The sequence below is a fragment of the Novosphingobium sp. SG919 genome (genome assembly GCF_012932495.1).
Taxonomy (GTDB): Bacteria; Pseudomonadota; Alphaproteobacteria; order Sphingomonadales; family Sphingomonadaceae; genus Novosphingobium; species Novosphingobium rhizosphaerae.
Genome location: NZ_JABCNG010000015.1, coordinates 1 through 15,143 on the forward strand (window position 1 = coordinate 1; position 15,143 = coordinate 15,143).

Here is a 15,143-nt window from a genome sequence, read left to right on the forward strand (position 1 = left end):
GAAGACCTGATCGATCGCTGGAATCGGAATCGGATGGCCGATCCCGATGCCAGCCGGATCATCCTCACCCACACCAATGTCGAAGTGCGCGAACTCAACGAAGCGGCGCGCACGCGCATGCGCGCAGCACAACTGCTCGGCGAGGATGTCGGCCTGGAGGTGGAACGCGGGCAACGGTCGTTTGCGTCCGGCGACCGCGTGATGTTCCTCAAGAACGAGCGCAGCCTGGAAGTGAAGAACGGCACGCTTGGCACGGTGGAACAGGTCAGCGAGATCGCCATGCGCGTGCGCACCGATGACGGCCGTTCCATTGCCTTCGATCTCAAGGACTATGCCCATATCGATCACGGCTATGCCGCCACCATCCACAAGGCGCAGGGCATGACCGTGGACACCGTCCATGTGCTGGCAACGCCGGGGCTCGACCGCCATGCCGCCTATGTCGCGCTCTCGCGGCACAGGGACCAGGTCGATCTGCATTACGGCAAGGATGACTTCGCCGATCGGGACCGGCTTGTCCGCGCGCTCAGCCGCGAGCGCGGCAAGGACATGGCATCGGACTATGCCCGCGTGCCCGAGCCTGTGCCCGAAGTGCAGCCCAGGCGCGGTATCTTCGACGGGCTCAAGCTCAAGGTGCCCAACTTCTCTGCCGTACCCGAACGGGTGAACTTTGATGGCCACCGCCTCAAGATATCGAAGGACCTGCTCCAGCCCGTCGCCCCGTCACCTGAAATCGCTTCAATCGCGGCGGCTCCCGAAACCCGCGAGGTGCAACTGCGGCGCGAGCGCATGGAGGCGCTGACGCGCCATGCCAAAGCGATCGACGGCATCTACGACACGCGGGCCCACGGTGGCCGGGAAAGCCCCGAACAGCTTGCCGAGCTCAAGTCCGCGCGCAAGGCGTTCGAGGAGCTGCGCCCGCATGGGCCGCGCGATGCCGAGGCGGCCTATGCCAGGGACCCCAGCCTGGCGAGCGAAGCGGCACGCGGCAATGCCAATCGCGCCATCCGGGCGCTTCAGCTCGAAACCGAGCTGCGCACCAATCCCGAGCTGCGGGCCGACCGCTTCGTCAGCCGTTGGAACGAGCTGTCCAACCAGGCCGATCGCCACTATGCGGCCGGCGACATCGACGCCCACAAGAGCGCGCGCACTGCCATGGCAAACATGGCCAAAAGCCTGGAGCGCGATCCGCAGCTTGAATCCCTGCTGGCCAGCCGCAAGGCCCAACTTGGCATCACCATGATGGACAGCCAGCGTAAACTAGGCCCCCAGCTCGCGTTCGAGCACGGCCTCGATCTAGGCCGGGGGCGGGGGCTCGGGCTGTAGGACAGGCCAAAGCCCGAGTCGCGGCGCCTTCACCGCTTGGCACAATCTCAAGTCGCCTCAGCGGCATCCCCGCTGGCAGGCCCACCAATCTCACCCCTTCCCGAGCGGTTCCAGCATCTGGCATTCTGAACCTGGCACGGTTTAGCTGCGCCCATGACCGAGAACACCGACACCGAAGTGACCACCGCCCAGGCTTTCGAGGCCGTGCGGCACGAGCTCAGCCTCCTGCATAATGCCGTCGCCAATCTGACGGCGGCACGCGAGCGAATCCCCGACCACACCGCCGCACTAGAGGGCATCGACCGCAGTCTGGGCAATCTCCGCGCCCGGCTTGCCGCCATCGAACAGACGCCGGCGGTCTCGCTGACGCCTGCCGAAATGGCAAAGCAGATCAATCTCGCCGCCCAGACAGTGCGCACCGAGGATCGGCGCATGCTCGACACTGCCCGCGCTGCGCTCGACAGGTCGGCCGGGCAAATCGACGGTGTCGTGAAACGTGGGCAAGCCGTCGATCAGCAGATCAGACGTCAGATATGGGGCGCGGTGGCGGGAATGCTTGCCGGCATCATCGTGTGTGCCGTGCTGCCCGGAGCGATCGCTCGATCCCTGCCGGCCAGTTGGCATGTGCCCGAATGGATGGCTGCGCGAACCATGAACATGGATCAGAGGGCAGCCGGAGAGCGGTTGATCGCGACGGACCGCAGGGCAGATCGGCCGTGATGGCGGACGATCCGGTAAGTCCCCTTTGGAGCATGGTATGGGCCAAGCCGCCCTTCGTTCACCGGCTCAAATTTCGGCGACCGAATGTTCAGGGCAAGGGCATTCCGGTAAGTCGGCAAGTCGGCTTTGGATTGCCATCCGATGTGATTTGCCATTTTTCCGGTTAACCAATCAGCTTTTGAATCAAGCGATCATTCCAGTGGCTCTGAAACTGCGGTCCCTTGGAATCGGGCGGTGATTTTGGCTTTGCTATTCGAAGCGGAAGTGGGGTCGGCAGGTCAGGTCCGATAATGATAGCTTCGCCCGGTGCCAACATGGGAATAAATTGGGCTGCCGCACGATCAAGGTCGCCACAGGCGTGCTCAACTGTCGTGCGATCCTGCTCATTCGTCAGTCGGTGGACGATAAGGGTGCCAAGCTGGCTCAGCACATCTTGGGGAATGTCTCGGGGGCGCTGGGTGGCGAGGACGGTTGTCAGGCCATATTTCCGACCTTCCTTTGCAATTAGGCCAAAGGCTTCAAGCTTCACGCTGCCATATTCGTCGCCAACTGTGCGCCCAAGAAACTGATGGGCTTCGTCAAGGAAAACGACGATAGGCGCATCGCGGAAGCGCCCCTCCCGTGCAACACCCAACAGATAGCGCCCGATAATGTTGAGAAGTAGTTCGCGCGTGTTGTGCTCGAAACGCACCTCCTTGAATGAAATCAACGCGACGTCACGATCTGGATCATTCAGGAATGCGTCCAACTCGGTCACGAGCGAGGTGCCGCCAGTGCGAAACAAGCATTCGAGTTCCGTCGAATTGATTTGGGTCGCAATACGCGAAGCCAGCGATTCACAATAGCTTGCCGCGTTGTTGTCAGGGCCGCCAAAATTCGCAGGAGCGTTCGGAGAACTGCTCCAAACGCACTCTTGTTTGATCTGCTCGGCGATAAACTGAATGTCAAAATTGCATTTGGGCGAGTGGATCGCCGCAGCATGATCGCGCAAGGCCGCAAAATAGGGCGCGCGCGGGCGGTTGGCCTTCTCGACGAGACCGTTTGCGACCGAAACGCCGTTCGGCACAATGCCTCCCGCCGCGCGGACCAGTTTCAGGCTCTTGATGGCATCCCGCAGCTTCGGCCCTTGGCTTTGGCCTGATGGGCGAAAGAGCGAAAACAAGTCATCTTCCGTCATTTCCGTATAGGGGAAATGGACGTGGGTCGTGTTGGGAACGGCAGCATTGAACGAGAAAATGGTGTCGATACCGTCAGCCTCGCAGAACTCACCGGTCGGATCAAACACGATAGCCTTGCCCCCGTGGTTCTTGATCTTCTCGATCAAGCTGGCAACGGTCCAGCTCTTACCGCCGCCCGTCGCGCCGAACACACCGCAATGCCGTCCGAACAACTTCTCCGGGGGAAGCTGCACACCGACGCTTCTGCCCCCGGCTTCGATAGCGCCGATCTCAAGATTGATGTCGTTTGGCCTTGTCGCGCTCTTGCCAATTATGAGCGCAAGAACTTCAGCACCGGCGAGGAAAACGCCATCTCCAATCTTCGGATAGGAATTGACGCCGCGCGCAAGCTGGGTGTCGCCATCCGTCAGTGTGGCAAGAAGCTGGATGCGTCCGATAGGATTGGGGTTCAACGATTTGCCTAGGTGCGGCTCGACCGAGAGGCGTTCCCCATCGGGGATTTTTACCTCGATGATGCGGCCGAGCAGCTTCGTGCGTTCGCAATCGACAAAAACGAAATCCCCAACGGCACCTTTAGCAAGCGCGCGACGTTCCGGGTGGGCGCTCGCATGGGGCAGGTTCGCCTGTACCTGAGATGCGGTCACAAGCGTGACCGTGCCGATGTATTTGTCTGGATCGACGGGGCTCAGTGCCACGGTGGCTATCCCACTTCTCGCATCGAGCGAACGCGCTCGGCATGGCGTTCGCGGTCGGTTTGACCGATGAGGTCGGGCATCGCATCCGCAAGATCCTCGAAGCGACCATTCAGCAGATGCACGCGCGGATCGCCGCTTTGAGCAAGCAGCCGGATCCGCTCCAACATCGGGTTGGGGTGCGCTTCTGCATCTGGGATCGCATGGGCAGCAGGATCGCCCAGCGGATCGCCGGCAAGCTCCCAGTAGGAACGAATGAAACCTGGATCGCAGATAACGAGCCGGAAGGAGAGATTGGATTCGAGCGCGGACAGAATCGGGCGACTGATATGATCGTCATTAAACCCGAAACCAGCAACGACAAGAGCGCTATCGGGCTCCCTCAGTGCTGCTTGCAACGCGCTCATCATGTCGAGATAGGGCGGGTCGAACGCCTCTTGGTATTTGCTCGAACGGGGATAGATGAGAACTGGTTCGCCGACCGCGTTGTCACGAGAGCGCAGGACATCCGCGCCGACCCTCCGCCAGTCGGTCGAGCCATGCAGTTTGTAGAGATGAAAAACGTTAGGGATATAGTCTGGCGCCTCTTTCGATGGCTCGCGCCGGACAATATCGTATTCAAAATGCTGCCGATCATACACCTGATCGAGCGAATGCGAGAAGCCATCGATAATAGTAAACCGCAGCCTGCGTGCCGCTTCTTCGAGGCTCAAATCGTAATTGGTAGTAAAAATTTTCGCGCGCGCCTTGCGGAAACCTCGCCGTCCAATCTTGCGAATATAGGTTTCATGAGCCGGTAGTTCCGTCTGCGCGGTAACGTAATCAACCCTTCCGAGAATGCATTTTTCAGCAACCGGAACGAAGGCCCGGACAGCCATTACCTCAGCGTCATCCTCAGCGGCTGCTTCATTGAGTTCAAGGTAAACTTTGCACAGGCTCAAAAGCTTCTCGATGTTTTCATTGAGTTTTGCTTTTTCAAACTTCGCGCAAACCGCTGCGAATTCAGGCGCCCCAACTGCACCAGCCACAGCGTCCCATAAGGCAGTCATAGATGGTGCCTGAGGCTGGCCGTCAGGATTCCGTGCGCAGAATGACGCGCCCGCGCCAGTCAAAGTCAGGAAATTGGACGCAGAAAGGGCATTGGTAAGCGCACTTTCGATTTCGTCTTTGCTCCCCAGCTCTTCGACTTTTTTTTCTTCGCCGATGCGATCAGCATAAGCGACCCAGCCTTTGCCTGGTACAAGAAGGCGGAGGTTGGTCCGAGATGCTGCCTGGACTTTCCAATAATCGATGTGGGTCGAAGGTGCGGTATTCATATTCGGCGCATAGCACGCTGAGCGAGCCGACAAAATGGAGACGCGATACCTCATCTCAGTTGTCTGGGGCGCAAATTTGGCTTGGTAGGTCTCCTTGCCCAATGTCCCCTTAAGGGGTGGGAGCAGCTGCACGGGCCTTGTCAGAGCAAATTGCCCCATCCCTATTTGAGCTGCTAACGTGCGCTGATGCGCCACTACAAGGGGACGTGAGCGATGTGGGCGGAGTTCAAGGAAAAGCCGTTTGAGACCTATTTTCTCGCCGAGATGGCCCGCCGGACCACCGTCCTCTACTCCCCAGACCAGACCGACGAAGGCATCCTCGGATTCGACGGTGCCTTCTTCATACCGGACCCTGACTTTCGCGTCCTGCTTCCCTTCATACGCTCGCGTCGCCGGCCGCATTTCTTCGGCATGACCGCTTCGGAGATCGACCATTTCGGCAGGGCGCTCGACGCGCGCCTGCCGCCGTTCAACCTCAATCTGTTCATCCAATATAAACGACCCGAGTGGATGCGGCGGTCAAGCGCCACCGAATGGGCGAGCTGGAACGCGGCCTATTTCCGCTATACAATTGACGCCAAGCAGCAGGGTCTGCTCGAGAAAATCCTCGCCGCCGCCGCCGGCCGGGCTGCCGTCGTCTATGCCTCCGCTGCATTCTGGGCGAACAGCACCCTGTTTGCGCTAGCCGGCTCCAACGGCATCATCGCGAACAGCAATATAGCCAGCGCCGACCTGCTGACTGACCACGACCGCTTCACCTACACCGTCCCCGGTGGTCACGGCATCGCCCATTCCGAGCCGGAAAATATCGAAGGCCCGTCGCTCGACGGCATCTTCGCCCGCGGCGCGGACAATGAGCGACTGCCCTTTACCAAGCATGTGAAGGCGACCGCCAACCTCATCGAGCGCGGCCTCGAAGAGGGCTCAGCCGACTATGCGCTGTGGCAGTCGGCGCGCGAGGCGATCCTCGGCGACGACTTCGCCGACGCCTATCCGCGCGCCCGCGGCACCTGGCTCGACTCCATCGTGTCGATGGCGGCGTTCTCGCAGGCGTTCGATATCCGCATCGCGGCGATCGGCACTGAGGAATAACCAGCCGGAGTCACGGTCGGCGCGCGCACCAATCGGGCTTCGGCCGACCGCTAGCATCGCCTATGGTGAACGATCGTCAGCTAATAAGGACCGCCTTTCGCGTGTTGGATGGCCGCTCTCGCAGCGGGGCCGGTTGGCACGCAGAACGTTACTTGAGCGCGGCGTTGATTGCAGTGATGAGCTTGGTCCAAGCGCTCCGTTCCGTCCGGGAGAGAGAGCTGGCGTTGTTGTCGCGGGTCCAACGCAAGAAGGCTTTCGCAAGCTTGTACTTGCTAAAGCCTGTCACGCCGGAAAAGATGTCAACAAGCGGACGACCCGACTGCTGGGCGGCCTGATCGACGATATCCCAGCCAAGCTGATCCCGCGCGATGATGGGAAGTGTGTCTCTCAGTAGATCCTCGATCTCGGCCTTCGCAACGCCTGACGCATAGTCCTTCGTGCGCAGGATGCTTTTCTGTCCGAGCTTATGGACCAAAGTGTCCTGCTTGGCGGCAGCGTCCCCGGCGTTGTCGGAATCCAGAAGAGCTGCAACTTTGAGCTTATGTGCGTGCAGGATTGTGGCAAAGTACACAACCTTCCCCGCCGAATCGGCGGTGACGAGGGCGATCTTGTCATTGAGCTTGACCTCGCCGCTGTCGGCGAGAAGCCCCGCCACGCCTTCAAGATACCATTCGTCAGTCAGGCCTTCGAGCACGAGATTTCGTTCCTGGGCAAACAGGCTTTGCGCGAGGTCGTAACCCAATGCTTCCTGAAGCGGCAGCAACGCGGCGGGATCGCTGGACGTGATGGTGGTGTGCACCTTGGTTCCGACGTTGCGGTCGTTCAATTCGACGACGCGGACGTAGTCAAGCTCGTTCGGCCCCACCAAAAAGGGGGAGTGCGTCGTGTAGATGGTTTGGTTCTTCGCCGCCAATTTCGTGATCGTTTCACGGAATTCACGCTGCTTGAGCGCGTGCAAGCTCATGCCGGGCTCGTCCAGCAGCAGGATCGCATTTTCGTGCTTGTCGGCCGCCTCGGCGAAGAAGACGACGAAAAAGGACACGAGCCACTGGAAGCCTTCAGAACGCTGATCCAGCTCGATTTCCACGCCGAGCTCATCCTCGACGACTACCTTGAGGTACTGCCCGTCCGCGTCGAGGCGAAGGCGATCTGCCTCCGGCCGCGTGCTGGATGGCTTCCAGACCGAGCGAATCTCGTTCGTCAGTTGCACGCTCGCAGCGTTGAGCTGATACTTCCGCTTATCAAGCTGGTCCCGAAATGCCTGAAGCGCCTGCGGCTGGTTCGCGGGTGGTTCCGGTGCCTTACCCAGGTCAGAGAGATCGCGCGCCGTGAATCCCAGTAGTTGCAGCAGGCACTTGTTGCCGTAGTCGTACTGCTCGTCATCGAGAATATTCGAATCGAGGCGATCAGCGAGGAGGCCAAGATGAATAAGAGGACGCACCCGAAAATAGTTACTGAATAAAACGAAGACTGGGATGCGTTTGTCAAGCGCTTCGAGTGCAGCGCTGCGGTCACCAGCGATCGAGAACGCCGCCAGCAGCCGTTCGATGCGCACGTCCTCAGAATCATCGGCATGAGCGACTAACCGATCCACCCACTGCTTCAAGGCAGACGAAAGCTCGTTCGACAGGACGTTTTCGTCGCGCCATTCTTGCAACAACGAATTCAGACTCTCCGCCTGTACAGTCGAGGGCGCCGCGCCTTCGGCAACAGGCGTCCGGCCATCGACGTGGGCAGCCAACCGGACCGCATCCTTCCTGATCGCGCCGACCGTCGGTAGCGCCGGTGCTCCGATCAAGAAGTGCGACGCGTTGTTGGCGATGTAGCGCGTAAACGAATAGCCAGTGATGCCCCTCATGGATTCCGGAAGCGCGGCCAGGTCATCTTCATCCAGAGTGAAGGTGACCGTAGCGACCGGAACGTTCTTTGGGTCAACCTTCTTCGTTGAAATATCGTTGTATTTGGCGCGCGGATAGTCGCGCAGCGCATCGAACCGCTTTATGCCTTTCGGCGGATTGATCTGCTGCAGGGCCTGAAGGACGGCCGTTTTGCCCGCCTCATTCGGTCCGACGAGGATGGTTTTAGCAGCCTCGATTTCGAAGACGCCCGTGTCGCGGATGCTTCGGTAGTTCTGAATGTGCGCGGTCTTTAGTTTCATGTCATCCTACCTCGGCACAGGTTCGGGTCACGCCCGTGACCGCCCAGCTATTTCAACTGAGAACCAACGCTTTGGCAATACCTGCATGTTGCCTGATCTATTGTTGTGTCGCCTGATGAGTTGACGAACGGGTATTGCTGGTCTGTGATGGAATGTCTTCGCTTCATACGCACCCGATTTGCTTCGCGTCCCGGTACTCGAATGTGGAGAGGTTGCGTAAACGAATGACCGGTTCTGAATGGCGGTCTCGCCACCGCGAACGACAGCTCCGAAGGCGGGAGAGGGCAGCCCCCCCAGCTATCCCGACTGATGCTGGGCTGATCGAAGGATTGTGGGAATCGGCCTGTCAGGGTTCAGCCGACTGCGCCGTGAAAGCCGCCGTTTGCGCGGTCAGTAGCCTTCGACGCAACGCGCCCCGCGCCGACCGGGGCGGCCTCAAGGCTGACAAACGACCGCACCATTCGCGCCGACTTCTGTGCATGCCGAAAAGAAGGATTGCAGCAGCCAGTAGAGTTGCACGAAGGATGGTGCAGGTCTGTGACCGTTTTGAATGGCTACAAATGCGTCCGCGACCGCCTGACGACTGAGCGACGAGGTCACAATGACAGCGCGTCGGCGCGCATCGGGTGCCGTTCTTGCGCGACGCAGCGCGACCGCAAGATCAGCAGCGTTCGAGCGTATGGTTCTTTGAATCTGTGTCTCCTGATCCGGCGCGTTGTAGGTCGAGCCCCATAATCCCAGTTTTGCCGCGAGACGCTCTTCAGGAAACGTCATGTTGCCCAGGTTCTTGATTGCCTGGCTCACCGACACATGGAAGGGGCTGGCACCAAGGGAAAGCGTCCCATGCTTTGCGTGGTAGAACGAGACTTGTGTAAGCCCTGCGTCGTCAGTGACTCCGATGAAGTCAGCCCACTCGTCTCCAAGATCGTCGCACAGCAAAATCGGATCGGCGACGGCAATGTGATCGACAATTGCCCCAAAGCTTGATGTGGCATCGAAGGCGATCTGTGCTGCGGTGAATTCCCCCTTTTCGCTGGTAACAGGGGTCAGCGCCGGGCTGGCCGTAATGTACCGCAGGAAAGATTCACCGCCGTCCAAAAGCGTCTCGTCCCGGAAGACCTGTCCATCTATATAGGCCAATCGCACATCGTCGAAGAGAACGATGAGTGCCTTGATTTCATTGAGATATTCGCGCAGCGTTTGGCGGACGCCGTCTTCACCCAGTTCCTCGCTGGCTCTTTCCACGTAGACTTCCGATGCCGGAGGTAAGGAAAGGGACCGGAGCGCGATGCGGTTCTTATTCAAGCTGATCGATGCCGCTGGTTCGCCCGTTGCGGGTTCGCGTGCCAGCCTAACGCGCTCATCCCCTTCAATGTTCAGGGGGCAATCGAGTTGTTCCATCAACGCCATCAGTTCACCTGCGGAGAGTTCTACCGCCGCATCGCCATCCAGACGGATGAGCCGGATGCCCGCTTCGTCATTGCCCACGGCGTCGGACAGCCTGTTCGTATCAATCGCCATGGCGATGGGCACAGACGCAGCCAAGGCTTCGGTCAATGACACTGGTCGGGCAAAAGACCTGATGAACGGTGAGACGTCTGCATTATCCAAACGGAGCGCATCGATAACGCCTTTTACGAAATTCACGATGCCCGGAAGATCGGCGCGCGCTGAACGAATGCCGATACGGCCTGTACTTGGTGTCGCGGTAGTCTGCGTGCCGCTCGCAACGACACTGTAGGAGCGAGGCGCATATCGCCTACTTCCTGCCGGTCCAACGACATTGGCGAGGTTCTGTGCTTCGAGAGTCTTGGCGCGCATTGCGTAGGGCGAAATGGACATGTTGCGCATCGTCATGCGCTGGAAAATCGCATCTGCTTTTGCGATTGCGCCTTCGACACGCGCCGTCGCAACCGCTGATAGATGGGTCGTCTTGAATGAATTCGGGAGGCTCAATCGGGATGACAGAACCGCTGCATGGCCCTGATATTCGATTAGCATGATCAATCCGCAAAGGCTCTCTCTGACTTCCGTCGTATCCTCAAGAAACGAGGGCGGGCTATCATATTTGAAGCACACCGCTGACCAGCGAGTGCCATCGAGTTGCTCGCGCGTATGCTTGAACTGGTTGTGCGCCGTAACACCATGACTAGCGCGCAATGCAACAAATAAATCTTCCACGGCCTTGTCTGAAAGCTTCTTTCGTATGGAATAAAAATTGGCTGATGTCGCGATGGACAGGTCGTCTATCATCTAATATCTCCACCCATAACATACATAGTATGCAGCATTTCCAATCGTGCTAATTCCTGTAGTAAGGTTGTACAAGGCTGAAGCAATTGGTTGATGCTGTGGGTAGCTAAATCAATTACGCGGTTTCCCAATTCTCGCCACTCCAACACGCCGGGATTGAGGTGAACCAAAGACCGGTTTTGACGCCCCAGCCCAGGGCCCTGAACGTCAGCAATCGCGGCGGAGGCCGCCCCTCTTCTCCCATTCTTCGCCTAAATCGGATACAAATTCGATTCGCGAATCGCGGCTGAAATCAGTTCGATTCCGGCATTCGGAATAGAACCGAGATTGAAATTTGCATTGATGGTTCAGTTGATGGAGATAAATGTATATACAATTAATTTATTATTTCTAGTCATATAGTTGTCTTATCAATTCGATTCCGGCTCGGCTCGGCAAAAGTTTGGCGGCCATGCCGGCGCTTCCGATCTCGCCGGTCTACATTCTAAAGCATTGCTAACGGCATCTTAGGGATGGCAAGGCAAACAGGTGGCGTCGCCTGTTATGGGCTTTGCTGCCAGGAACGCCGTGTCGATGCCTTCGATTCCGCTCATCGCGCCCAATCCGCCGCGTCTCAGCAACATGGCCCAAGGCCTTGCCGCGATCGAGGCGCGCGCCATTTTCAGCAATGGCGGCCCTGCGGTGCGGGCATTCGAAGCGGAAGCGACTGCGCAATTGTTTGGCGGGCAGGGCGATTGCCTGGCCGTGGCCAATGCCACGCTGGGCCTGATCCTGGCCATACGTCATGCCGCCGCCAAGCGTATCCGCCCCGGCGCGCTGGCGCTGGTCCCGGCCTTTACCTTTGCCGCCACCGCCCAGGCCGCACAGTGGGCCGGGCTCACCCCGCTGATCCACGATGTGGATCCACAGACTTGGGCCTCTGACCCGCGCATCGAAGAGCAGTTGCTGGCCCGCCATGGCGAGCGCGTGGCCGCCATCGTGCCCTATGCCGCATTTGGCCGCAGCCTTGATCTCGATCGCTATGCATGGCTGGCGCGCCGCCATGGCGTGGCGGTGGTCATCGACGCGGCCGCCTCGCTCGGCAGTTGCGATGCGGCCGGTCGCAATTTCGGCGCGGGCGCGCCTTTTGTCGTGGTGTACTCGATGCACGCCACCAAGACCTTTGCCACGGCAGAAGGCGGGCTGGTGCATAGCGGCGACAAGGCCCTGGTTGCAGCGTTGCGGCAGATGACCAACTTCGGCTTTGGTAGCGCGCGGGCGGCAGAAATGCCCGGCCTCAATGCCAAGTTGTCGGAAGTGGGCGGGCTACTCGCCTCGGCCAAGCTCGCCGAACTGGGCCAGGTCTGCGACCATCGCGCTGCCCTGGCCGAGGTTTATCGCGCCGCACTGCCCCGGTTGGGGCCCAGGTTTGCCGCGCCGGCGCCGATGGAGCAGGGGCGGCAGGCCTTTCAGTTCTGGTCACTGCTGCTGCCGCCCGAATTGGCCGGCCAGCGCGCCGCGCTGATCGCTGCCTTGGCGGCCGAGGGCATCGGTAGCGGGCATTATTTCAGCCCGCACCTGGGCCAGCAGCCGTGGTTCCAGGCCAACGCCTTGATCGAACCCGTGCCGGTGAGCGACGATCTGGGCGCGCGCGTCCTGTCCCTGCCGATCACCGATGGCATGAGCCTGGGCGATGTGGACGTGGTAATCGATCATCTGGCTGGCGCCGTGGCCGCGCTTGGCCGGCAGGAAGGGAGCAGAGGAGCGAGCGCCATGCCCGCGGGGACCACGCATGAAATGGTGCTGATCGGCGGCGGCCCGGCCGGAACGGCAATGCTCACGGCGGCGAGCAAGCAGAACCGGCTGGCGGAACTGGCCGGCGGCCTTGCCGTGGTGGAACAGGGCGATGCCCTGGGGCGCGGCGAATTGGGTCGCTATGCCATCCGGTCCGACAGCACGGCCGAAACCTTTCTGAGCGCGGTGAAGGACAACGTTCATCCCGAACTGGCCGCCCTGGTCGATCATCCGGCCGGGCTGGGCATGGCACGCCATATTGGCGCCTTGGGCGCACCACTGGTGGAAGCCGGCGACCTCTTGGCCGTGACCGGTGATCGCTTGCGCGACGTGGCGCTGGAGCATGGCGCGCGGGTCTTGACCGGCCATGCTGCCATCTGTGCGCGGCGCGAAAGCGACGGTCGCTGGCGTACCACCGTTCGCGATGGTGCGGGGCAGGCGCAGGACCTGGTATCACGCCATATCGTCCTCGCGACGGGCGGCCAGCAATGCCCGCAGTCGGTGCAGGATGCCAAGATTGCCGGGGGCACGTTGGGCGCGATTGCCGGTGAGCGGTTGGTGCTGTCCGACGCATTCCTGCGCCTGGGCGGGCCCGAAGCCTTGCGAGAGCGCCTGGCCGACGTGCGCGACCCGCGCATTGCGATCGTTGGCGGATCGACCAGCGCGGTGGCGGCGGCGGTTCTGCTGCTCAAGTCCGATCCCGCGTTGCCGTTGGGTGCGGGTGCGATCACCTTGATGCATCGCCGCCCGCTGCGGCCGTTCTACCCCTCGCGCGAGGCGGCGCTGGCCGAGGGTTTTACCGATTTCAGCGACGCCGATGTCTGCCCGGTCAGCGGCTTTGTCTATCGCCTGGCCGGCTTGCGGCTGGAAGCGCGGGAACTGGTCTTGCGCATGCTGGCCGTGGGCGGGCGTGCCCCCGATCCGCGCCTGGCGCTGTTTCAACTTGGCCAGCATGACGACGCCGCGGCCCGGTCCGTGCTTGATGCGGCAGACGTGGTGATCGGCGCCACGGGCTATCGTCCGCGCGCCTTGCCATTGTTCGATGCGGATGGTGCTCCGATCGTGCTCGCGTCCGATGCGCCCGAACCCGCGCCGCTGGTCGACCGTCACTGCCGCGTGCGCGATGCGGCGGGCCAGGTCGTGCCCGGCGTTTACGGCATCGGGCTGGCCGCCGGGTTCGTCCCATGGGGGCCGCTGGGCGGCGAGCCCAGTTTCCGTGGCAATGCCAACGGGCTGTGGCTGTGGCAAAACGATGTGGGCCAAATGATTGTCGATGCAATCCTGCCGGCCGCTGCCCAGGCGCCAGGGGCGCAGCAGGCCGTTGCATGACCGACGCGCCGCTGATCAGCGTGGTGATGGCGGCCTATAACGGCGGTCCGCTGATCGAAGAGACCATTGCCAGCGTGCTGGCGCAGACGCTGACCGATTTTGAACTGGTGGTGGTGGACGACTGTTCCACCGATGACACGCTGGATCGGCTACGCCGCGTGCGCGACCCGCGCGTGCGCGTGATCGCGGCAGAGCGCAACGGCGGGCCGGTGGTGGCGCGCAACACGGCCTTTGCTGTTGCGCGAGGGCGCTACATCGTCGGGCTGGACCAGGACGACTTGTGCCACCGCACCCGCTTTGCCGCGCAGCACGCTTTTCTCGAAAGCCATCCCAATGTGGTGCTGGTGGCTTCGGCGGTCGATCTTTTGCAAGCAGGAGCGATCCTGCCGCCGCGCGCACCGCTGCACACCTCGCCTTCATTGCTCGACTGGCGCTTGCAGTTGGGCAACCCACTGGTGTGGTCTTCGGTGATGTTCCGTGCCGATGCGGCGCGGCGGCTCGAGGTGTTCGAGCGAACCGACCGGCTCTATGCCGAGGACTTCGATTTCTACCATCGCCTGGCCCGCTTCGGCGCGATCGCGCGGATCGACACGCCACTTGCCACCTATCGCATCCATCCCGGCGGCGCGTCGCAACGCTATACTGCGCGCATGGAACAAAGCGCGGTAGAAGTGCTCGCCCAGCCTTATGCTGCGCTGTTCGGCGCCCATGCTGCCGAGGCGGCACGGCTGGTGTTGCATCATTTCACCGGCGGGGTTCCGGCGCCCGATCTGGCCGCGCTGCAAGAGGTTGGGCGGTTGGTCGGCGTGGTGCACGAACATTTCGTGATGACGCGGCAGCCCGATGCAACGGATCTGGCGCTGATCATGGCCGAGTACGGGCGCCTGTGGTGGCGCCTGGCCGATGCATGCGTGCGTTCGGGCACATTGTCGCGGGCGGAGGTGGCCGCACATTGCCCCGCCGGGCTGACGCGCAATCCCGCCTCGCGCATGCGTTCGGCCACGTCCTTGCTGATCGGAACGGGGCGGGCCCTGGCGTCGCGACTCAAGCAGGCCTGATTCTCGGCTTTCGCGCGTCCGAGAGAATCATGCGGACCGCATGCGGGGCAGGAAAAAAGCCAGAAAATTGATATCCAAATATCTGAAAAATATCAATTTATGGCGCCTGTGGAAGGAATGTGGAAAAATCGATATTGACCGTTTGTGGAGTGGTCCATATATGCCGCTTCACCGATGCGGTGCAGCCGGTTTTTCCGGCGGCCTGGTTGTTTCCAGGTGCTGCGGTGTTGGTCGCCAGATAGCTACGG

8 protein-coding genes and 1 pseudogene are annotated in these 15,143 nt (G+C 60.9%); 5 read left to right on the plus strand and 4 right to left on the minus strand.

Annotated elements, in window-relative coordinates; genetic code table 11:
• Both FHT19_RS24110 and FHT19_RS24115 read left to right on the plus strand, forming a co-directional pair.
• Positions 1–1,326: pseudogene (locus FHT19_RS24110) on the plus strand (ATP-binding domain-containing protein); the annotation flags it as partial.
• Between the two features lie 153 nt (positions 1,327–1,479).
• Positions 1,480–2,046 carry a hypothetical protein gene (locus FHT19_RS24115; protein WP_169477096.1) on the plus strand — a complete coding sequence of 189 codons (567 nt, stop codon included), beginning with the start codon at positions 1,480–1,482 and terminating at the stop codon, positions 2,044–2,046.
• A gap of 163 nt (positions 2,047–2,209) precedes the next feature.
• Here FHT19_RS24115 and FHT19_RS24120 read toward each other — a convergent pair whose 3' ends face one another.
• Together FHT19_RS24120 and FHT19_RS24125 are read right to left on the minus strand one after the other, a co-directional pair.
• A complete protein-coding gene (locus tag FHT19_RS24120) occupies positions 2,210–3,919 on the minus strand; it encodes an ATP-binding protein (RefSeq protein ID WP_211185073.1) in 1,710 nt (569 codons plus the stop codon).
• Between the two features lie 5 nt (positions 3,920–3,924).
• Positions 3,925–5,232, minus strand: a complete 1,308-nt coding sequence (locus FHT19_RS24125) for an SIR2 family protein (protein ID WP_169477097.1) — start codon at positions 5,230–5,232, stop codon at positions 3,925–3,927.
• A gap of 213 nt (positions 5,233–5,445) precedes the next feature.
• Between FHT19_RS24125 and FHT19_RS24130 the strand changes: the two genes are divergently transcribed.
• Positions 5,446–6,324, plus strand: a complete 879-nt coding sequence (locus FHT19_RS24130; protein WP_169477098.1) for a hypothetical protein — start codon at positions 5,446–5,448, stop codon at positions 6,322–6,324.
• 148 nt (positions 6,325–6,472) lie between these two features.
• Here FHT19_RS24130 and FHT19_RS24135 read toward each other — a convergent pair whose 3' ends face one another.
• A complete protein-coding gene (locus FHT19_RS24135) occupies positions 6,473–8,482 on the minus strand; it encodes an AAA family ATPase (protein ID WP_169477099.1) in 2,010 nt (669 codons plus the stop codon).
• A gap of 435 nt (positions 8,483–8,917) precedes the next feature.
• The gene (locus tag FHT19_RS24315) at positions 8,918–10,735 is read right to left on the minus strand and encodes a hypothetical protein (protein WP_211185075.1); all 1,818 of its coding nucleotides are present in this window, start codon (positions 10,733–10,735) and stop codon (positions 8,918–8,920) included.
• 573 nt (positions 10,736–11,308) lie between these two features.
• On the opposite strand from FHT19_RS24315, the gene FHT19_RS24145 reads away from it, so the two are divergent.
• Both FHT19_RS24145 and FHT19_RS24150 read left to right on the plus strand, forming a co-directional pair.
• Complete coding sequence (locus FHT19_RS24145) at positions 11,309–13,837, plus strand: DegT/DnrJ/EryC1/StrS family aminotransferase (protein WP_169477100.1); 2,529 nt, start codon at positions 11,309–11,311, stop codon at positions 13,835–13,837.
• A complete protein-coding gene (locus FHT19_RS24150) occupies positions 13,834–14,895 on the plus strand; it encodes a glycosyltransferase family A protein (protein WP_169477101.1) in 1,062 nt (353 codons plus the stop codon). Before FHT19_RS24145 ends, FHT19_RS24150 begins: the two co-directional genes overlap by 4 nt.
• Positions 14,896–15,143: the final 248 nt, after the last annotated feature.